We start from the raw sequence: 21968 nt of genomic DNA, 5'->3' as shown, positions 1-21968 counted from the left end.
GTTAATGACCGCGGTTCTCCCCAATAGCGACTATAATCTGTGGATTCGGTCGCACTTTGCTAATTAATCCAAAAATGATTAAATTGCGTTGCGCTGATACTACACTTTAGCAGGCGCATAATAAGCTCGCCAAAACCAATGAATGCAATCATTAATTCTAAGTAAATGTGTTTTTTAGCGTTTTATTATCGACGTATTACTACTTATCAAATAGTTTTTGCGTTGACCTATTAAGTAAAAGCTCTATTATGCGCGCTCTTTCAATGGTTCGAGAATAGGTATGAGCACAGTAAAACAGGGGCACTTCAGCTCTAGAATAGGCTTCATCATGGCTGCAGCTGGTAGCGCAGTAGGTGTGGGTAATATCTGGGGATTTCCAACCCAAGCAGCAACTCACGGTGGTGGTGCCTTTCTACTGGTTTACCTTTTCCTTATTCTACTGCTCGGTTATCCCATGCTATTGGCAGAGTTGATGATTGGTCGTCATGGGCAAACCAACCCTGCTGACGCGATGGCTAAAGTTGCTTCCAGCCCAATGGCTAAGAAGATAGGTAAAAGCATAGGTTTTATCTCTATCATCACCGCCACTTTAATCTGTACCTTCTACAGTATTTTGTCAGGCTGGTTCGTGAGTTTCGCGCTAGCGCCGGTGGCGCAAGTTAGTGGTCAGAGTGATATTGCCGCTTGGCTAATGGATTTCTCACTATCGCGCAATCTTGTATTTACGCTTATCTTCATTGCAATGGTCATTTTGGTGATCCGCCAAGGTGTACAGCAAGGTATTGAGCGTTGGTCAAAGCGCCTGATGCCGATGCTGTTGCTTATTTTAGTCGCTGGCGTAGGTTACATTTTAACTCAGCCGGGTGCTATGCAAGGCCTTGAAGTGTTATTAATCCCTGATTTTAGCCGTATCTTTGAGGCAGACGTATTAGTTGGTGCTCTCGGACAAACCTTCTTCTCTCTCACCATAGGCACAGGTGCCATGATGGTTTACGGTGCTTATTTGAGCCAAAAAGAAGATCTTGGCAAGCTGACCGCTTATGTCACCTTAACCGATACTAGCGTTGCCTTTCTCGCGGCGTTAATGGTGATCCCAGCCATGTATGTCGCTCAACATAACGGCGTGCAGATTTTTGCCGAAGATGGCAGCCTGCTTAATTCTGATACCCTAGTATTTACTGTATTGCCTGAGCTATTCAAAACCCTAGGTGGCGTAAGTCAGTACCTGTTAGCCATTATCTTCTTTATGTTGATGACCATTGCAGGGCTTACCTCAGCCATCTCTATTGTAGAAGTGCCAACTAGCTATATCGTCGAGAAAACCAACTTAAGCCGTGATAAAGCGACCTTACTGGTCGGCGCGGTGATTGCCATTTTATCGATGGTGGTAGTATTTAACTTCAGCGCGCTATTTGGCTTTATGATCACCATAACTACAGAGCGAGCACAGCCGCTTATCGCTTTAGGTATTGCTATCTTCTTAGGCTGGGTATGGAACCGTAACAAGTTAATCAGCACCATTGCAGTCCAAGATGGCGTTAAAGCTGATAGCTGGTTTTGGAAGCTATGGCCTGTATATGTGAAGTTTGTCTGCCCACTGCTGATCATCGTGATCATCATGCAGTTGTTTAGCAAATAACGTTTGCGCTATCGGTTGTGATTAAGGTGGAGTCTACGGCAGGTAACAGTCGTGGTGCTTCGCCCTTGTTTTGTAAAGAGTAGAGCCAAGGAGTGAAGCGCCGCACGCTCTTTATTTCAAAAGAATCGCCTCAACATACTGATATCCAAAGGTCACTAAAAAGCATCAACTCATTGGTGCGCAGCACTTAGCTACTGATGTGTAACTGACTCAACTAAACCTAATAGATAAAAAGCCGCTCATTTATTTTGAGCGACCTTTTATATTCTTGCGATTTTAGGATGCAGTTGTAAACCAGTTTAAGCTGGCTGAACCAAGACTTCATCCAAGGCCTTAATACACAACGCAACATTTTCGCGCCGGGCAGCGTACCCCATCAAACCGATGCGCCATGCCTTGCCAGCTAAGGCTCCAAGACCTGCACCAATTTCAAGGTTATAGTTCTCAAGTAGCTGCTTACGTACTTTAGCGTCATCGATACCTTCTGGAATATATACCGCGTTTAGCTGCGGTAATCTATCCGCTTCTGCAACCACAAATTTAAGCCCAAGGCGCTGCAGCCCATGACGTAACACTTGATGCATATCCGCATGGCGTTGCCATGCATGCTCAAGCCCTTCAAGCGACAACAGACGCAATGATTCATGCAGTGCATATAGCGCGTTAACAGGGGCAGTATGGTGATAACTACGTTTACCGCCACTCTCGCCCGTCCAGTAACCCATCACCAGTGTTTGGTCGAGAAACCAGCTCTGCACTTGAGTCTTACGTGCTTTCATTTTTTCTACCGCTGCGGGTGAAAATGACACTGGCGACAAACCAGGTACACAAGAGAGACACTTCTGACTACCAGAATAGATGGCATCAATGCCCCATTCATCGACTCTTAGCTCGACGCCGCCTAACGAGGTGACTGCATCGACAATCGATATACAGTCGTGCTGCTTAGCGAGTGCACACAAAGCTTTAGCATCGGATAACGCCCCGGTTGAGGTCTCAGCGTGCACAAAGGCAAGGAATTTAGCATCTGGGTTGGCCGCAAGTGCGCTGGCTACCGCATCCACATCGACCGCTTCGCCCCACTCGTTATCGACCATCACCGCGACAGCACCAACCCGCTCAACGTTCTGGCGCATGCGCTCGCCGAATACGCCATTGCGGCAAACAATCACTTTTTCACCTGGCTCAACCAGGTTAACAAAACAAGTTTCCATGCCCGCACTACCAGGTGCTGACACAGCTAATGTCATTTCATTTTTAGTTTGAAACGCATATTGGATCAGTGCTTTTAGCTCATCCATCATCCCAACAAATAATGGATCTAGATGACCAATAGTCGGCTTTGCTTGAGCTGCGAGTACCTCTGGATAAACGTCTGAAGGCCCCGGCCCCATCAGCACTCTGCGTGGTGGATTAAACGGTTCGATATAGGGTGCTATTAACATTACATTTCCTTAGAAACAAATACTGTGCTGCGGTTAAGACTGAACTGCCGATTGATTTTGCCTAAACAAAAGCCCGTTGCTGGCTAGAGTATTGCTATCAATATTATTGTTATTTGGTATAAGACCATATTACAAAACAAGCAGTAAAACTATAGTCAAACAGTCTTAAGTGGCAGAATTAAGGGGATATTTGTCGGGAGTAATATGAGTAAGCAGTGAATGAGATTAATTAATCTCTTACCTCATAGCGGCAGCAATACAAAAGGACGCCAATGCGCCCTTTCGTTGATGATCACTTATCAATCACGATTATCTAGAAACAGTTTATAAGCAGGGCTCTTGGTTTCCTCTTGATAGACAAAACCAAGCTCAGTCAAAAATTGCTGAAAAGCAAGATTGTCACTCTCTGGCACTTCAAAGCCAGCTAACACTCTGCCGTAGGCTGCACCATGGTTACGGTAATGGAACAAACTGATATTCCACTTGCTCTGCAAGGTGGTTAAAAACTTAAACAAGGCACCTGGGTGTTCTGGAAACTCAAAGCTAAACAAACGCTCCTCTAATGGCTCTGGCGGATGCCCGCCAACCATGTAGCGCACATGCAGTTTAGCTGTTTCATCTTGCGACAGATCTTGCACTCCAAAACCTTCAGACTCTAGGTTGGCAATGATCTCATCAACTTCAGCTTGCCCTTCAGATAAGCGTATACCCGCAAATACCACCGCTTTGTCGCGACTACTAAAGCGATAATTAAACTCCGTCATCGCTCGTTTACCCAACAGCTCGCAAAAACGCAGGAATATTCCCGGGCGCTCTGGCACTTTAACGGCCAAAATGGCTTCTTTTTGCTCGCCTAGTTCACAGCGCTCAGACACATAACGCAAGCTATGAAAATTAACATTGGCGCCGCTTAATATCGCACCGAGCTTTTCGCCTTTGCCATTACTGCCAACATATTTTTTAAGACCTGCTAACGACAATGCGCCCGAGGGCTCTGCAATGGCTCGGGTATCTTCAAAAATGTCTTTTACCGCTGCGCAAATTTCATCAGAAGTTACTGTAATCACATCATCAACATATTCACGAGCAAGCCTAAATGGTTCTGCACCTATCTGCTTAACCGCTACACCGTCGGCAAACAAACCCACTTGAGGTAGCACGACTCGTTCATCGGCATCGAGCGCCGCCTTTAAACACGCTGAGTCTTCAGGCTCTACACCGATGATCTTAACTTGCGGCATCACCGCTTTATAGTAAGCTGCAATTCCTGCAATTAAACCACCACCACCCACGGGCACAAACACCACTTCAAGATCACGCTGTTGCTGCACCATCTCCTGCGCCACAGTGCCTTGACCAGCAATCACCGCTTCGTCATCAAAAGGCGCCACATACACACGCCCTTCGCTCTTAGAAAGACCTTGTGCGTAAGCATTAGCTTGGTCAAACGCTTGGCCATGCAATACCACTTCACCACCTAAACGCCTAACCGCATCAACTTTAATGTCGGGTGTCGTTTCAGGCATTACAATAACCGCACTGATACCACGAGCAGCAGCAGACATCGCCACCCCTTGTGCATGGTTGCCCGCAGAGGCACACACCACACCACATTCACACTCCTCTTTAGTTAGTTCAGCAATCTTGTTGTAAGCACCGCGCAGCTTAAAAGAGTGCACCGGCTGCATATCTTCACGCTTTAAAAATACCTGACAACCGATACGCGCCGACAGCTTATTAAGGCTTGAAAGCGGGGTGACTTTGGCCACATCATAAACAGAAGACAGTAGTATCTTCTGTAAATAATAATGAGCTAAATCCAATTGTGATTGTGATGCTAACGCCAACATAAACGCCCCTTAAATCGATTAGCCCAGTTTACTGGTATCACGCACCGCGCCTTTATCGGCACTGGTGGCAAGTAATGCATAAGCTTTCAGTGCCATCGACACTTGTCTAACACGTCCAAGTGGCTTCCAGGCATCTTTACCTAGTGCTTCCATCGCAGTGCGGCGCGCAGCCAACTCAACATCACTAATGGCCAGTTTGATTGAGCGAGCAGGAATATCTATCTCTATTCTGTCACCGGTGTTAACCAATGCTATCGTGCCGCCCGCTGCCGCTTCTGGCGAAACATGGCCAATCGACAAGCCTGACGTACCACCAGAGAAACGACCATCAGTAATAAGCGCACATTTAGTGCCTAAACCGCGTGATTTAAGGTAACTGGTTGGGTACAACATCTCTTGCATACCTGGGCCACCTTTAGGGCCTTCGTAACGAATAACCACTACATCACCTTCAACTACTTCGCCACCTAAAATACCAGCAACGGCATCGTCTTGACTCTCATACACCCGAGCATTACCGATAAAGGTATGGTTTTCCACTTCGACGCCGGCGGTTTTAACAATACAACCATCATCTGCGATATTACCCGACAATACGGCTAAGCCCCCCTCTTGGCTAAAGGCAAATTCGCGGGTACGGATACAGCCCGCTTCACGGTCAATATCGACGCTGTCCCAGCGGCAACTTTGGCTAAAGGCTTTAGTCGTTGGAATGCCTGCAGGGCCTGCGGAGAAAAACTTGTGCACCGCTTCATCTTTGCTCTGAGCAATATCGTATTTAGCCAGCACTTCAGCTAAGTTTCTGCCTGCAACATGGTAAGCGTCGTTATGTAGCAAGCCTGCACGATCAAGTTCGCCTAAAATGCCCATTACGCCACCCGCACGGTGTACATCTTCCATGTGGTACTTTGGCGTCGATGGTGCAACCTTACACAGGTGCGGCACTAGACGTGATAAACGGTCGATATCATCCATGCTGAAATCAACTTCAGCTTCAATTGCTGCAGCAAGTAGATGCAGTACAGTGTTGCTTGAACCGCCCATAGCAATATCAAGGGTCATAGCATTTTCAAAGGCATTAAAGTTAGCAATATTACGGGGTAATGCAGACTCATCGTCGTCACGGTAGTAACGCGTTGCCAAGTCCATAATGCGGCGACCGGCCTCTAAAAACAGTTCGCGGCGATCGGCGTGGGTTGCTAGCATTGAGCCATTACCCGGCAGTGATAGACCCAACGCTTCTGTTAAGCAGTTCATTGAGTTTGCAGTGAACATGCCTGAACAAGAGCCACAGGTTGGGCAAGCGCTGCGCTCAATCTGTTCGCTGTCTGCATCAGATACACGATCGTCGGCGCCAGCCACCATGGCATCTACTAAGTCGAGCTTAATGATCTTGTCAGAAAGCTTAGTTTTACCTGCCTCCATCGGTCCACCAGAGACGAAAATCACAGGGATATTCAATCTTAATGCAGCCATCAACATGCCTGGGGTGATTTTGTCACAGTTAGAGATACACACCAGAGCATCGGCACAGTGAGCATTGACCATGTACTCAACACTGTCGGCGATTAGCTCACGCGATGGCAGACTGTAGAGCATGCCGCCGTGCCCCATGGCGATGCCGTCATCAACCGCAATGGTATTAAACTCTTTGGCGATACCGCCCGCTTCTTCAATTGCGCCCGCTACGAGTGAGCCCATATCTTTAAGATGCACATGGCCCGGTACAAACTGGGTAAATGAGTTAGAGATAGCAATAATTGGCTTACCAAAGTCATTATCTTTAACACCGGTAGCACGCCAAAGCGCACGCGCTCCCGCCATGTTACGACCTTCGGTACTGGTTGCTGAACGTAATTTTGGCATTGCTTTAATCCTTGTTTAGAGAAGGTTGTAGGTGCAAAACACCTAATTCTGACCTTCTATTTTTCAATTCATTAGCTTGAGATATCATTCTCAGCTTTTATGTTTGACGTTAATCTTTTTCAGCTTTCATGTAGGTCGGTATTTAGCCGGCAAACTTTACATCAAACCCTTAATTGACGGGCTCAAGCCCGACCTACAAAACAACATTTCCCGACCTACAAAACAAAATTTATTGAGCGAAGCGGTTAGCTTTTCAAAGGCTCTAGCCAGCCCCATTTATCTTCAGTTTCACCGTTGAATAAGCCAAAGAAACTTTGCTGAATTTGCTTGGTTATCTCACCGCGCTTGCCGCAACCGACATCGATTCTATCAACGCTGCGCACTGGCACTAATTCGGCTGCGGTGCCTGTCATAAATATTTCGTCAGCTAAATAAAGGAACTCGCGAGACATGTTCTCCTCTACGACTTCATAACCTTTATCCCGCGCCAAGGTGATAATCGTATCGCGGGTTAATCCCATCAGAATAGCGGCTGTGGCCGGTGGTGTGTAGATCTTATTTTTCTTGATCACAAAAAGATTAGCACCAGCCGCTTCGCTGACTAAACCATTGGTATCCAGCGCAATACCCTCATCAAAGCCATTACGCTTAGCTTCAGTAGAAACTTGTAATGATGACAGATAGTTGCCCCCCGCTTTGGCACCTGTTGGAATGGTGTTTGGCGCTAGGCGATTCCATGATGTCACTGCAACATCAACTCCTGCGTCCATGCTGTCTTCACCTAAATAAGCGCCCCATGGGAAACCTGCTACCATAACATCGCATTGAGCGTCTTTGGGCGGCGTAATCCCCATGCCGACATCACCGTAGAATGCCAATGGGCGGATATAAGCGCTTCGCAAACCGTTACCCAGCACCGCATCACTACAAGCCTGCATCACGTCATCAAAGCTATATGGAATTGGCATGCGGTAGATTTTGGCTGAATCAAATAAACGCTGTACATGCTCAGTTAAACGAAAACCTGCAGGCCCATTTGGCGTGTCATAGACACGGATCCCTTCAAATACTGATGTACCGTAATGCAGCGCATGGGACATGACATGAACCTTAGCATCACCCCAAGGCATCATTTCACCATTGAACCAGATTAACTCAGCTGTTTTAGCGGCCATATTCTTATCCCTTTGCAGATTCGGTTGTCTTGTTTGTTTGACCCGCCAACACTTGGCAGTCAAGTACGTCAATTAGCTTGTTTATTTGATTGGTTAATAACTCAATGGCTCGGTCACTCTGCAGCGACATATCGATACTGCTAGTGTTATTGTCATTGAGCTGCATCGCTAAATTGGTAATATTAAAACCACGATGGCGGACGACACGTAACACGCGCTCTAACACTTCTGGTCGCTGCTGCACATTGATTGCGATTGCGTAATTGCTCATGTTTGCTTCTCCATCTCATCCATCATGTCTTGGTTTGACGCACCGGGTGGTACTAACGGCCATACGTTATGTGCATCATCTATCGATACATGCAACAAGAATGGCCCCTCACTGTTAAGCATTTCATCTAGGCCTGCTTCTACTTCGCTTGCCTGAGTAATGTTTCGACCTGGAATATCAAAGGCTGATGCCATTTTGACAAAGTCAGGGTTATCCGACAGATCCGTTTCGCTGTAACGCTCTTCAAAGAATAGCTGTTGCCACTGCTTAACCATGCCCAGCTTTTGGTTATCCACCAGCAGTATTTTTACTGGCAAACGCTTACGTTTAATGGTGGTAAGCTCCTGTACATTCATCATGAATGAACCGTCACCAGACACCGCAACGACTGCCGCGTTAGGACGAGCAACTTTAGCGCCAATCGCCGCTGGCAAGCCAAAGCCCATAGTGCCAAGTCCGGCGCTTGAAAGATGATCTTCTGGGCGTCTAAAGTACATATGCTGGGCAACCCACATCTGGTGCTGACCCACATCGCAGGCAACGACGCTATCTTGTGGTAGTTTTTGTGCCAAACGGTTCAGCATCGCAGGCGCATAAATAAGCTCTCCCGGACGATCGTAACGCCATTGATGCTGTACTTTTAATGTGGCGACTTCTGCTTGCCAATCCGCTATCTGCATTGGTTGGCTTAGTGCAGGTAGGATCTGGCGCAAATCGCCTGCTATTGCTACCTCTGGCATTCTCAATTTACCTAGCTCTGCGGCGTCAATATCTAGGTGCAGTACTTTGGCATTCTCAGCAAATGATGCTAAACGCCCAGTCACCCGATCATCAAAACGCGCACCAACAACAATCAACAAGTCGCATTGCTGCACTGCTAAATTGGCCGCTTTTGAGCCATGCATACCCAGCATCCCCAAGTAACCTGGAGTTTCATAACTGATAGCGCCAAGACCTTTCAAGGTCGCCACCGACGGAATGCCAGTTGCCGCTATAAATTGTCTCAATGGCTCAACGGCACTGGCCATGCCCACACCGCCACCCACATACAGCATAGGCTGCTTTGATTCTGCCAGCAGTGCTTTTGCAGCATCAATTTGGCTAGGAGTATGTTCCGGTTCTGGCAGTGCTGCTTGTAATGGCGTTTTGTACTCCATCAAAGCGATTTGAATATCTTTCGGGATATCAACCAATACAGGACCAGGGCGACCCGAAGCTGCGATTTCAAAGGCCTGATATAACGTCGGAACTAGCTCTTCAACACTAGTGACCATAAAGCTGTGTTTAGTGCAAGACAGTGACATACCAAGTACATCTATCTCTTGGAACGCATCAGTACCGATCACGGCTGTTGATACCTGACCTGTGATCGCAACCACAGGCACTGAATCGAGCAATGCATCGGCCAGTGAGGTGATGAGGTTGGTTGCGCCTGGACCTGAAGTTGCAAAACAAACTCCAGTCTTACCACTCGCTCTGGCATAGCCAACTGCAGCAAATGCTGCGCCCTGTTCGTGGCGGCTTAATAAGTGCTCTACCGGGCTACCATAGAGGGCATCGTAAATAGGCATAATAGCGCCACCGGGATAACCAAACACTGTGGTCACGCCATGTGCGGCTATCGCTTTTATTACTGCGTCGGCGCCCCGTATCATCTGCCCTTGTTCCATCTGCTCTTGCTCCACTACTCAATGTTTCGATAACTCGGTTATAGCTTAATGGCGACCCGCAATCATTTTGGTCGGCCCTTAAACGAAAAAACCCCCGTTCCTTTCGGAGCGGGGGTTATTTGCAATCTTAAACCTAATTAGGTGTGTCGATTTAGCATGCGCCGCCCCCGCTGTGATTTAATAATCACGACGGTAATAATCACAATAATAATTTGGGCAGCTTGGTTAAACATACGCGACTTGTATTCCTAATAAGGTGTTTGCTTAAATTCGGTATTGGCCTTTATCAAAAGAACCACCATTAAGATTTACCACAAAGCGAATAAAAAACACAATGAAAACTTTTGCATCATTAATAACACTCAAGTATTAGCCTGCAATTTAGCGCTAGCTATTCGGTGTAATAATAATTGACTGCCGCCTCTCTTTATTGTCACTAAGGTGTTAATCGTTAATGTTTTATTGAAAACTTTATCTGTGCTCTTAATGGGCGATATTTAGGCCTTGCCTGCAACGGATAAACGTCACAGGCAAGTCATAAAATAAATTAACCTTCTTCGACGATACGCTTCATTTCGGTCATGTAACCACGAAGCTCTGCACCGATAAACTCAACGGCTGTGCCGCGGATCTCTTCGTTAACTTCGATAAGACGCACGTTATCAACGCCATTACCGTTATCTTTCAAGCCGCCACCCAAAAACTCAGATGACATGTTTTCCACGTAATCCCGTAGCATTGGTACTGCCGCGTGGTTGAATAGGTAGCAACCGTACTCAGCAGTGTCCGAGATAACCACGTTCATTTCGTACAGACGCTTACGGGCAATCGTGTTAGCAATTAGCGGTGTTTCATGTAAAGACTCGTAGTAAGCAGACTCTTCAACAATACCAGCAGCAACCATGGTATCGAACGCAAGCTCCACACCAGCTTTGATCATCGCAACTAAGAAGATGCCTTTATCAAAGTAGGTTTGCTCGTCAATCTGCTCATCGGTTTGTGGTGCATTTTCAAAAGCAGTTTCGTTGGTTTCGCTGCGCCATTTTAGTAGGTTCGCATCATCGTTCGCCCAGTCTTCCATCATGGTTTTAGAGAACTCGCCGCCGATGATATCGTCCATGTGCTTTTCAAATAATGGACGTAGAATCGTTTTCAACTCTTCAGCCATTTCGAATGCTTTGATCTTAGCGGGGTTAGACAGTCTATCCATCATGTGAGTAATACCACCGTGCTTAAGCGCTTCGGTAGTGGTTTCCCAGCCCTGCTGGATTAACTTAGCTGCGTATCCTGGCTCAACGCCATCGGCAACCATCTTCTCGTAACCCAAAATGGCGCCAGTTTGTAGCATGCCACAAAGAATAGTTTGCTCACCCATCAAGTCAGACTTAACTTCAGCGATAAAAGATGAGTGCAATACACCTGCACGGTCACCACCTGTTGCACTAGCGTAAGCTTTAGCAATATCGAAACCTTCATCCTTAGGATCGTTTTCTGGGTGAACAGCAATCAGTGTTGGAACACCAAAGCCACGCTTGTACTCTTCACGTACTTCAGTACCCGGACACTTAGGGGCAACCATGATAACGGTGATATCTGGGCGAACCTGCATCCCCTCTTCAACAATGTTGAAGCCGTGCGAGTAAGACAGTGTCGCACCTTGCTTCATCAATGGCATAACCGTGTTTACAGCGTTAGTGTGCTGCTTATCTGGCGTTAGGTTTAATACCAAATCCGCATCAGGAATTAGCTCTTCGATAGTGCCAACGCGGAAACCGTTGCCAGTTGCTTTCTGGTAAGATTCACGCTTCTCGTTAATCGCTTGCTCACGCAGTGCAAAAGAGATGTTCAAGCCTGAGTCGCGCATGTTCAAACCTTGGTTTAAACCTTGTGCACCACAACCAAGGATGACAATATTCCAACCCTTAATATGGTTACAGCCTTCGCTGAACTCACTGCGATCCATAAAGCGGCATTGAGCCAGCTGTTCTAATTGTTGACGCAAATTCAGAGAGTTAAAATAGTTAGCCATCTGATATACCACCTTGATTCTGGATATTTAAACGGGCTTGCTCAAGCGCGAGCTAAGCTGTGATTGAGATCACTATAGCGCAAGCTTTTCATTGCTTAAAATGATATATTCGGAACATGACGTTGCGTTTTATGCAACATGGGTATTCTATACAGACCTAACAGTTACCCGCGAGTAATGCTACTGACAGAGGATGAAAAATTTGGACATTCGCACCATCAAACTCTATTTACACCTGTCAGATAGTTTGCACTTTGCCCGCACCGCCCAAGCGATGCATGTGAGTCCGTCAACATTGAGCCGTGCAATGCAAAGGCTGGAGGAGGAAGTCGGTGCCCAGCTATTTCAGCGCGATAATCGCAGTGTCACCTTAACCAGTGCAGGTGTTGAATATCGTCACTTTGCCGAACTGACGCTCGACCACTGGAGCAAGCTAAAAACCAAAATCGATCCTAAGCAAGACTTGCTCAGAGGTCGGCTTAATCTGTATTGCTCGGTCACTGCAGCTTATAGTCATCTCCCCGGTTTGCTCGACCGCTTTAGGCGTGAGCATCCATTGGTTGAAATCGCCTTAACCACAGGTGATGCTGCTAATGCAGTGAATGAAATTCGTAATAATCGCGCTGATATTGCTATTGCCGCGCTGCCAGACCCCTTCCCTGAAAACCTGCATTTTGCCAAAATAGACGACGTGCCATTGTCGATTATCGCACCGACTTTTCGTTGCCAAGTACAAGAGTTGCTAACCGAATCTTACATCCCTTGGGACAGGCTACCCTTTATCGTGCCAGAGCATGGCCCCGGGCGTAAACGTATCGATAACTGGTTTAAAGCACTGGGTCTTACGCCTAATATCTATGCCCAAGTCTCTGGCCAAGAAGCGATAACATCTATGGTGGCACTGGGTTGTGGCGTGAGCATTACCCCCGAAGTGGTGATTAATAACAGCCCGGTGCGAGACCGCATTCAGTTGCTGGCCTCGCCAATTGCTATCCCGCCATTTGAGCTAGGTTGTTGCTGTAGAGAAAAACGAGTACAAGAACCCGTGATCAGCGCATTTTTAGAAGCTATCTAGCTGAGAGTTTGTCATCATTGCTCGATTGAGCACGCACGCCATCAATCATTAGATTACGCAGCCAGCTATGGCTTGGGTCTAAGTTAAAGTGTTTATGCCAAACCAGCACATAAGCGCCCGGTTCAACATGCACAGGCACATCCAGGCAAACCAAGTCATGACCGGGTAGCATATGCATCACATACTTTTTCGGCGCGCATAAGATCAAATCACTGTGCTGACATAGATCTAAAGCGCTATTGAAGTCCGTCATATTGACCGCGATATCACGTTGAAGGTGCTCCAGTCGTAATACATCATCCAGTAGCCAGTGCTCCAAGCCACCAAAAGTCACTTGCAGGTGACGATACTTTAAGAAGGTATCGAGATCCCAAGGCTCATTAAGTAGTGGATGCCCTTGCCGTACAAGGCAAACGGGATAATCACGGATAAGCTCAGCGTAACCTAGCTCGTCGGGGAGGTTATTCATGTGCAGTAAAGAGCGTTTATCCCACTCGCGGCAGATGATCCCCAGATCAATTTCACAGCGCAGCAGTTTATCCATACTGTCAGTCGCCCAAGTTTGGCTATTAATGCTCACCTGCGGCGCCTGATTGAGTAAAGTTGGTACAAAATGCGGAAATACTAATGAGTAGGATGTTTCAACCAAATGCATGCGGAACCTACGTTGACTATCAGCAGGCTCAAAGCTATTAGGCCGAGTGAACTGATCCAGTCGTTGCAATACTTCACGCAGTTCAGGCGCTAACTGCAGAGCCCTAGGCGTGGCTTTTAAGCCATAAGCAGTGCGCTCAAACAGCTGGTCATCAAAGGTCTCTCGCAGCTTACTTAGCTGCTTACTCACTGCCGATTGACTCAGGTGTAATCTCGATGCCGCCGCAGTAACACTTTGCTCCTCAAGCAGCACCTCTAACACTCGCAATAAATTGAAATCTAGCTGTTTCACCAATTACCTTCTCACCCACTAACACTGACTTGGCCTATGATAGTTTTTTTCAGAGGTTAGTGGGTCAGTTTTTGCAAATTAAACTAAGCATCATTAGTCTGCCGTCACAGCAACAATCCACGGCTCGAAACGGCTGCCCCAATTGACTTCAACCGAATAGCGCGGTGCAGTAATATCTCGATAGCCTAATCTCGACAAGCCTTTAAGCGGCTTGGTACCAGCCAGCGGTACCATAATGCGATTGACCAGTAATTGATTCAAAGACAAACCATAACTGTCGCTATTTTGATGGTAATAAGGCTTGGTAAGCCCTTTGACAAATATCATGTTGTCTTGACCCGCAAACTCCGTGGCAAGCGACTGATAATCAGCAGCGGCTTTAACAAAAAACAGCCTGCTATTGGTTAGCTGCTCTTTCTTCACCATGTCCAGAGCATCATTTTTTAGACGAGTATTATCTTCATTTGGCTGTGCATTATAGCTGGCGAGCGCTTTTTGGTAGCGCAGCTCGGCCTTAACAACTTCAGCGTCATGCAATTCGCCATCAAACTCCAGAGCCCAATATAACGGTTGCGACTGCACGCCATAATAGCCCTCATCGGGTAATTCAAACCCGAGGGCTAGCACTTGCTCTTTGCTTAAACGGCTCTCTTTAGCATTATAAGGCTGATAAGCCTCGTCCTTCGCCGAAGGGGAGCGCCATACAATCTGCAAAGACAACCCCGAGTTCTCTTGTTGCGTACTACTGTTATAGGGTAGCTGCAACTCTCTTTCAGTTAAGGTGACCGCTGCGGTGACCTCATTCAGCCTGTTGTATGCCACACCTGCGAGTGCCACAAGATTGCTGCCAATCAGCAGTAGTAAGCCCATCAATAAGTATTTCTTCATGATGCGGCTCCTTGATTTAAGTTACTTGAACGAATGCGCTTAAACACCATCAGCGCTAGCAATGCAGACAAACCTAGAATGAAGAAGAATATGTATTTCGGCATCCACTGCCACCACCAATCAAAGAACTTGGTATAGAGGAACAAGATAAAGAACACGTTACCAGTATTAGTGACCGCCCCCCATTGGCGCTTAACCCCGAGCCAGATAGCGGCAGCTGAAATGACAAAGCCACTGACTTGATAGACACCTTCAACGACTTCAGCGTCCCAATCTAAATAACTAATATCACCCCAATTCGACAAGATCAGCATAGGCAAAAACAGCATGATCATCGCCGTCACTCTATAGATGGACTCAAAACCTGTGAACGCTCTTTGCGAGATAAACTGCGGCAAGGCGAAGATGATTAAGCTGGGTACAAAGAAGTTTTCCGGCCGTTCACCAAAGCTTATCCAATACATGCCCGACCAACTGCCCAGTTTCATGGCAATAAAGCCACTGAGACTAACAATAGCGAAGAACAGCAGTAAGCGCGCATTGCAGGCGTAGGCTAATAAAAAGGCAAATGCAGACCAAACAGCAAACGCATTGGGCGACGGGGTAATATTAAAGATCTGCCCCAACATCGACAGATTAAGAACAAAACAGGCCAAGCTAACCAATGCTGCTATCTTGGAGTAATAACTCCCCTGCTCAGTTTGCGCCAGCTTTAACGACAGCAGAAATAACAGTACTGGCGCCACCACTAAAATAGCGACCTGTACAGGCGTGTTTATGTACCCCCAGAACTGATAGAACAGAAAAAACAGGCTAGTAGCCATCGCCAGTGCACCTAGCATTGAGGCGATTTTCATCCCCAAAGAAAGCTGCTTAGATTGGCTACTGATATCGACGTCGTAAACCTTGGCTAAACGTTGTAACAGCTTGTTATGGTAACCATCAAGCTCACTTTTTTGCTCAACGGATATCGCCATAACGTCGTCAAGTTCTAGCTGTTGCATCTCTTGCTGAAATGCATGGATCTGATCCACCCGTTGCTGCGCATCGGCTGTCGAAAGCGACTTCTCTTGCATAGTTGATTCTCCTTAATCACTGTTTATAGTGCCGCAATGCAAGAGAAACACAATAGGAAGTCATCATCTCGGGCTGCGATATCAACAGCAGCAATAAAAGAGTGATTAATCAAAGTGGGATCAATATCACCAATTAGCGCGATTACCTCGCCTATACTTTAGCGAAAGGTTGATTAGTCAACTTTACAGGTGATGGGGTTCCACCGACTTAACCGCCAATTTGGCTGATGACTCCTACAGAATCGAAAACAGGTTAGCCTGAGATGACAACCAGCGTTGTCAGCGTATTTCTGTGGGACATGCCCAATCAGTCACTATCTCCGCTTTCTTGTTTTCCTAGCATTTATTTAGGAAAACACTATGCAATACTCTTCAGAAATTCAGTCTATGTGCCCTATTCAACGGGGCGACTTGCATCCGTCCGCTCCCATTCCTATTGAAGGGCGTATGCTCAACCCCAAAGACGTTATCGCCATTTCAGGCTTGAGCCATGGCGTAGGTGCCTGCGCACCGCAACAAGGCGCCGCTAAACTGACTTTAAACGTCAAGCAAGGGATTATCGAAGAAGCCCTAATCGAAACCATTGGCTGCTCAGGAATGACCCATTCAGCAGCGATGGCCGCCGAGATCATCACAGGTAAAACCATACTCGAAGCGCTCAACACCGACTTAGTGTGCGACGCCATTAACGTGGCGATGCGTGAGATCTTCCTGCAGTTTGTTTATGGCCGCACTCAATCCGCGTTTTCAGAAGATGGGCTTGAGGTTGGTGCCGCACTTGAAGATTTAGGTAAAACCCAACGCAGCCAAGTCGGTACGAGCTACTCCACTAATGCCAAAGGCGTGCGCTATATGGAGTTAGCAGAAGGTTATGTCACTCAGCTCGCACTCGACGGCGACGGTGAGGTTATTGGTTATCGCTACCTCAACTTAGGCAAAATGATGGCACTGATGAATGAGGGTACTGCGCCAGATACCGCCGCAACCGAAGCCACCGGCACTTATGGCCGTTTTAATGATGCCGTAACCACTGTCAACCCACGTCAAGCCTAATAGAGGAGCTAGTCATGAACACTCAAATCGAAACCTTACTGACTGAAATGAAGCTAAGCTCTATTGCAGAAGCTAATGATTTTTGCCTACAACATCATATTGATGCACCAAAAATGGTGCTCGAGACCCAACCGATTGCCTTTGATAATGCCTGTGATGCCTACACCCTAGGCACAGCGTTAGCACTGCATAGAGCCTTGGCCAGCAACGATAATTCAGCCACACTCGCTGCCAGTAATATTGGTGAGGCACTACAGGCATTTTGTAAGACCGGCAGCGTCGCCGCCCAGCGCCAAGTTGGCTTAGGACATGGGGCACTCGCCGCAAGATTGCTGAGCGAACAGACTCAATGCTTCTGCTTTTTAGCCGGACATGAATCCTTTGCCGCCGCCGAAGGCGCGATAAAAATCGCCCTTAACGCCAACAAGTCTCGTCAATCACCATTGAAGGTCATTCTCAACGGCTTAGGCAAAGATGCCGCCTACCTAATCTCCCGTATCAACGGCTTTAACTATGTACGCACCCAATTCGACTACCAAACAGGCCAACTTCATGAAGTCAGTCGTAAGCGTTTTTCCGAAAGCCAGCGAGGGGAGATCTTGTGCTTTGGTGCCGATGACGTTCGAGAGGGTGTTGCTATCATGCATTACGCCGATGTGGATGTCAGCATTACTGGTAACTCCACTAACCCAACTCGCTTTCAGCATCCTGTCGCCGGGATCTATAAATCGGAGCGTATCAACCAAGCTAAACCCTATTTCTCAGTTGCATCAGGCGGCGGCACAGGCCGCACGTTACACCCAGATAATGTCGCAGCAGGTCCCGCCTCATATGGCATGACCGACACCATGGGCAGAATGCACGCCGACGCGCAGTTTGCTGGTAGCTCATCAGTCCCCGCCCATGTGGCGATGATGGGCTTTATCGGCATGGGCAATAACCCTATGGTTGGTGCAAGTGTGGCGTTGGCTGTTGCCGTAGAGCAACAGTTGCATTGCTAAGCGTGGGCAACGCTATTGCTTAGTATGTTTTTGAAGCATCGGTTTTCGCCATTGGATTCATTGAGTATTTGTAGTTCCAATAGCCTTATTGAACGCTTATTGAAATAAATGTGATCTTATTTTTAACCTCAGGCGTACTGACCGATAAGTTTGCATTAGTGTGGTGTTACAACCCAAAATTAGCAGCGTCAGTTGCTAGCCGCATTAATGATGGCTTACCAATCTCCAGATACCTTTCCCCTCGAGCCTCTGTTCGAGGGATTTTTTTTGCTTGTCAGGCAATCGTCAAGCAACTTTGGTTCCAATGGCCTGCGGCCAGCGCATGTGCCAATATGTCTGAGACTCGCTGCAATTTCAGCCATGCAAACTCACCGATGTTCATGTTTTCGCGCTATCTTTTAGCTATCAGCAATCATCAAGCAGTATTGGTTCCAATGGCCTGCGGCCAGCGCATGTGCAGATACTGCTGAGGCACACTTTACGCCATCCATGGCCGCTCTGCGGTTTCATCCCTGAAACCGAAGGCCTCAACCGCATCTACACTGGGTATAAAAAGAGGCTCCGTTCAGCATCAGAATGGTCCTTTAGTAAACTTTACTCTGACCCCAAATGTTGTTAATCAGACTCAGTCTGATACTGCACAAATGTGGGCGAAGCAAACAACTGGGGGCAGAGTAAACTTCCAAATCTAGCGACCCTTATGCATCTCCAAAAATTAAACACCGACTTATTCCCAACTCAAAACTCTCCGTAAAACACCCATTCCCCATCGAAGTTGCCGAAGTGCGTTGAAGACTCTTTACAAATTTAAGGCCGTAATGCCCACACGGTCTTTCTCATGCATGCATCCATGCACTTCAAGACATTCAGGCATCCTGCCTATCAGAGTTAGGCATCGCTTTCGCGGGACAGGCCGTTCTTTGGCATCTGACCCATATGGACATGGGAAATGTCTACATGATGTAGGGAACATCATTGACCATGCCATCACGGCATTCGTAAATCCATTTACATCAGATGTCCCATCGGAAGCGTTAGGCTATTTCGAATAAGTACGAGGCCTGTACTCAACACATGTAACTTCGTCGGGGCGGCACGGGACTTCTTTTGTAAGAATTAGGCAAGAGGGGATTGCTGTTGCTCCCCTTTTGGCCGGGTGTGGGATGGAATCCCACGACATTAGTCAGGCGCAGTCTGATACTGTACAAATGTGGGCGAAGCGCCACGACTTTCATCAAACAAAGTTTGATACCCACATAATTGTTAGACGCAGCCTAACTACCCAAGCTCAAGTGCAACTTGAGCAGCCCAAAAGCAAACCCAAAGTATGAATTTACTGCCAAATCCAACCCAAAACCCACATAAATTCAAAACTTTGGCTAGGCTTAAGCAAGCCTCCCTCAAAACTCATAAAACAAAAGGATTTGTTTATGGCACTCGCCTGTGTTGCAACCCGCGCTAGTAGTGGCGTCGACGCCCCTGCCGTTACAGTAGAAGTGCACCTCAGCAACGGCTTACCCGCATTCTCACTGGTAGGATTACCCGAGGCTTCAGTCAAAGAAGCTAAAGAGCGAGTCCGCAGCGCATTGATAAACGCAGGTTTCGAGTTCCCGATGCGCAGAATTACCGTTAACCTTGCTCCCGCCGATCTGCCGAAACAGGGTGGCCGCTATGACCTTCCTATCGCTATTGGCATTCTTGCCGCATCAAAACAGATCCCACCACAATCGATTGAGCAGCATGAGTTTGTCGGCGAGTTAGCACTTTCAGGTCATGTGCGTGGCTGCCAAGGCATATTGCCGGTTATTGTTGCGGCAAGCCACGTCAATAGCCTTTTAGTGCTGCCCATTGATAACCGTGCCGATGCTGAACTCGTTGGCTATCAACAAGTACTGTTTGCCACCCATTTACAATCTTTAGCAGCCTATCTGCAGGGACAGTCAGAGTTGCCCGGTATTGACCCAGGCCTGGAGTGGATAACACCGGCTTCAAATAATGAAGCTAATACTCACTGCCTTAGCGAAGTGGTTGGCCAGCAACATGCAAAAATGGCGCTAGAGATTGCAGCCGCCGGCGGACATAACCTGATGATGCTAGGACCGCCTGGCACCGGCAAAACCATGCTGGCTACACGTATGATGCAACTGCTACCGCCACTTGACTATACCGAAGCACTTGAGGTGGCTTCGATTCACTCTGTTGCTGGGCAAAACATGTTACCGCAGCAGTTTTATCAACGACCTTTTAGAAGCCCGCACCACACTAGTTCGGCAATATCATTAGTGGGTGGCGGCGCAATACCAAAGCCTGGGGAGATCTCCCTTGCCCATCGCGGTGTGCTGTTTCTCGATGAAGTAGCAGAGTTTCCACGCAAGGTACTAGACTGCTTACGTGAACCAATGGAGACCGGTGAGGTGAGTATCTCCCGCGCAGCGGCTAAACTCAATTTTTTGTGCCGCTTTCAATTAGTGGCGGCAATGAACCCGAGTCCATGTGGTGACGCCGACAACGCTAGAGCTAGCAATGAACAGATCCTGCGATATTTATCTAAGCTTTCAGGGCCATTTTTAGACCGTTTTGATTTAACCATTGATGTGCCTAAACTACCACTCGGCGCCTTAAATAACAGTGACATGCAGGCTGAAAATAGTGCTGTTATCGCCCAGCGAGTACATGCAGCTAGAGAGGTGCAACTCGCACGTTCCGGTGTGCTAAACGCTGAATTAACTGGTAAGCAGCTTAAGCAGGAAGCAAGATTTTGCAGTGATGATCTACTATTTCTAGAGGAGAGCGTCAATAAACTCGGTTTATCAGTGCGCAGTTACCATAGATTGCAACGAGTAGCTCGCACCATCGCTGATCTACAACAGCAACAAGATGTATCTCGTCCACAAATAGCCCAAGCACTAGGTTACCGCGCCATTGATCGGCTGCTGGCCAGCTTAAAGCAGTACTAAGCTTGGTTAATAGAACAGATTGTTCGCTGCTTTTATCGTCAAAAATTAACATCTAGATTGAGACAAACCCCGACAACGAGTACTATAGGTCTCCGTTTTTTGTCTTGAGGTTATTAATGGGCGCGATAGTGTCACGCATTCGGGGAAGTTTAGCGTTCTTCTGTTACTTTATTAATACTATTTTTTGGGTTACTCCCATTTTAGTCGTAAGTATTTTTAAGCTAATCCCACTCAACCTCACGCGTACAGCTTGCACCTATTTTCTTGATTTTTGTGCCAGTTCTTGGATCCGCTGTAACGGTGTTATTGAAGATACTTTTCATCGAGTAACCATTGACGTGCAAGGTGATGCGCAACTCTCAACCAAAGAGTGGTACATGGTAATAGCCAATCACCAGTCTTGGGTCGATATTCTAATTTTACAACGAGTGTTAAATGGAAAGATCCCATTTCTGAAGTTTTTCTTGAAACAGCAACTAATTTTCGTACCCGTTTTAGGGCTAGCTTGGTGGGCGCTCGATTTTCCTTTTATGCGCCGCTATAGCAATGCCCAGCTGCGTAAAAACCCCAAACTGCGTGGCAAAGACATTGAGATCACCCGTAAAGCTTGTGCCAAATTTAAGCATAAGCCTGTCAGCGTAATGAACTTTGTCGAAGGCACACGCTTCCATCCTGCTAAGCATAAAAAACAAAACTCACCCTTTACTCACCTGCTTAAACCTAAGGCTGGCGGCATGGCTTTCGCGTTGTCGGCAATGGGTGAGCATATTCATAAGCTCGTTAATGTGTCTATCTACTATCCAGGAAAAGTACCAACATACTGGGAGTTCATTAGTGGTCAAGTCGATGACATTAAAGTGCATATAGAGGTCAGTGAAATTGGCGAATCACTGCGTGGCGATTACATAAAAGATCGTGAATTTAAAATTGAATTTCAGAATCAATTGAATGAAATGTGGCAACAAAAAGATCAGGTGCTTACCCAGTTAGCACAAGCAGATACAAGCAGCAAAGAGGCTTAAGCACA

At 47.2% G+C, this 21968-nt stretch carries 16 protein-coding genes and 1 riboswitch; of the genes, 6 read left to right on the top strand and 10 right to left on the bottom strand.

All coding sequences use genetic code 11. The features are described from left to right. Window positions 1-280: 280 nt before the first annotated feature. Window positions 281-1639 carry a sodium-dependent transporter gene (locus L2730_RS12200; RefSeq protein ID WP_248974850.1) on the top strand — a complete coding sequence of 453 codons (1359 nt, stop codon included), beginning with the start codon at window positions 281-283 and terminating at the stop codon, window positions 1637-1639. A gap of 299 nt (window positions 1640-1938) precedes the next feature. Here L2730_RS12200 and L2730_RS12195 read toward each other — a convergent pair whose 3' ends face one another. The 7 genes from L2730_RS12195 to ilvC form a co-directional block, all read right to left on the bottom strand. After that, a complete protein-coding gene (locus L2730_RS12195) occupies window positions 1939-3084 on the bottom strand; it encodes a pyridoxal-phosphate-dependent aminotransferase family protein (RefSeq protein WP_248974849.1) in 1146 nt (381 codons plus the stop codon). A 299-nt stretch (window positions 3085-3383) separates the two neighbouring features. Beyond that, window positions 3384-4934 (bottom strand): threonine ammonia-lyase, biosynthetic, encoded by a 1551-nt coding sequence (gene ilvA, locus L2730_RS12190; RefSeq protein ID WP_248974848.1) that lies wholly within the window; start codon window positions 4932-4934, stop codon window positions 3384-3386. Window positions 4935-4952: 18 nt separating this feature from the next. Continuing rightward, window positions 4953-6800: a dihydroxy-acid dehydratase gene (gene ilvD, locus L2730_RS12185; protein WP_248974847.1), complete on the bottom strand. Its 1848-nt coding sequence runs from the start codon at window positions 6798-6800 to the stop codon at window positions 4953-4955. A 245-nt stretch (window positions 6801-7045) separates the two neighbouring features. Continuing rightward, window positions 7046-7975 carry a branched-chain amino acid transaminase gene (locus L2730_RS12180; RefSeq protein ID WP_248974846.1) on the bottom strand — a complete coding sequence of 310 codons (930 nt, stop codon included), beginning with the start codon at window positions 7973-7975 and terminating at the stop codon, window positions 7046-7048. Between the two features lie 4 nt (window positions 7976-7979). Further along, a complete protein-coding gene (ilvM, locus tag L2730_RS12175; protein WP_248974845.1) occupies window positions 7980-8246 on the bottom strand; it encodes an acetolactate synthase 2 small subunit in 267 nt (88 codons plus the stop codon). Continuing rightward, on the bottom strand, window positions 8243-9916 hold the full coding sequence (gene ilvG / locus L2730_RS12170) for an acetolactate synthase 2 catalytic subunit (RefSeq protein ID WP_248974844.1): 1674 nt from the start codon (window positions 9914-9916) through the stop codon (window positions 8243-8245). Before ilvG ends, ilvM begins: the two co-directional genes overlap by 4 nt. 547 nt (window positions 9917-10463) lie before the next feature. Next, a complete protein-coding gene (gene ilvC, locus L2730_RS12165) occupies window positions 10464-11945 on the bottom strand; it encodes a ketol-acid reductoisomerase (protein WP_248974843.1) in 1482 nt (493 codons plus the stop codon). 202 nt (window positions 11946-12147) lie between these two features. Here ilvC and ilvY point away from each other — a divergent pair, with 202 nt between their 5' ends. Further along, entirely contained in the window at window positions 12148-13020 is an 873-nt protein-coding gene (gene ilvY / locus L2730_RS12160) for an HTH-type transcriptional activator IlvY (protein WP_020910573.1), read from the top strand. On the opposite strand, the gene L2730_RS12155 is transcribed toward ilvY, so the two are convergent. The 3 genes from L2730_RS12155 to L2730_RS12145 all read right to left on the bottom strand — a co-directional run bounded on the left by L2730_RS12155 (window position 13013) and on the right by L2730_RS12145 (window position 15930). Beyond that, window positions 13013-13969 carry a LysR family transcriptional regulator gene (locus L2730_RS12155; RefSeq protein ID WP_248974842.1) on the bottom strand — a complete coding sequence of 319 codons (957 nt, stop codon included), beginning with the start codon at window positions 13967-13969 and terminating at the stop codon, window positions 13013-13015. The two genes, ilvY and L2730_RS12155, sit on opposite strands and share 8 nt — an antisense overlap. A 90-nt stretch (window positions 13970-14059) precedes the next feature. Next, window positions 14060-14854 (bottom strand): DUF4824 family protein, encoded by a 795-nt coding sequence (locus tag L2730_RS12150; RefSeq protein ID WP_248974841.1) that lies wholly within the window; start codon window positions 14852-14854, stop codon window positions 14060-14062. Beyond that, entirely contained in the window at window positions 14851-15930 is a 1080-nt protein-coding gene (locus L2730_RS12145; RefSeq protein ID WP_248974840.1) for a DUF2157 domain-containing protein, read from the bottom strand. The genes L2730_RS12150 and L2730_RS12145 overlap by 4 nt, the downstream gene beginning before the upstream one ends. A 179-nt stretch (window positions 15931-16109) precedes the next feature. After that, window positions 16110-16174: riboswitch (Fluoride riboswitch) on the top strand. Window positions 16175-16290: 116 nt separating this feature from the next. On the opposite strand from L2730_RS12145, the gene L2730_RS12140 reads away from it, so the two are divergent. The 4 genes from L2730_RS12140 (at window position 16291) to yihG (ending at window position 21963) form a co-directional block, all read left to right on the top strand. After that, window positions 16291-16983 (top strand): iron-sulfur cluster assembly scaffold protein, encoded by a 693-nt coding sequence (locus tag L2730_RS12140; RefSeq protein ID WP_220738562.1) that lies wholly within the window; start codon window positions 16291-16293, stop codon window positions 16981-16983. Window positions 16984-16997: 14 nt separating this feature from the next. Beyond that, entirely contained in the window at window positions 16998-17984 is a 987-nt protein-coding gene (locus tag L2730_RS12135) for a GGGtGRT protein (RefSeq protein WP_248974839.1), read from the top strand. A gap of 1430 nt (window positions 17985-19414) precedes the next feature. After that, window positions 19415-20941, top strand: coding sequence for a YifB family Mg chelatase-like AAA ATPase (locus L2730_RS12130; protein ID WP_248974838.1), 1527 nt, complete (start codon window positions 19415-19417; stop codon window positions 20939-20941). Window positions 20942-21057: 116 nt separating this feature from the next. Continuing rightward, window positions 21058-21963, top strand: coding sequence for a 1-acylglycerol-3-phosphate O-acyltransferase, YihG family (yihG, locus tag L2730_RS12125; protein ID WP_248974837.1), 906 nt, complete (start codon window positions 21058-21060; stop codon window positions 21961-21963). Window positions 21964-21968: the final 5 nt, after the last annotated feature.

This window comes from Shewanella kaireitica (assembly GCF_023284045.1).
In the GTDB taxonomy this organism is placed as follows: Bacteria; Pseudomonadota; Gammaproteobacteria; order Enterobacterales; family Shewanellaceae; genus Shewanella; species Shewanella kaireitica.
The sequence above is the reverse complement of the archived record's forward strand: the minus strand, read 5'-3'. Positions and strand labels throughout refer to the sequence as shown.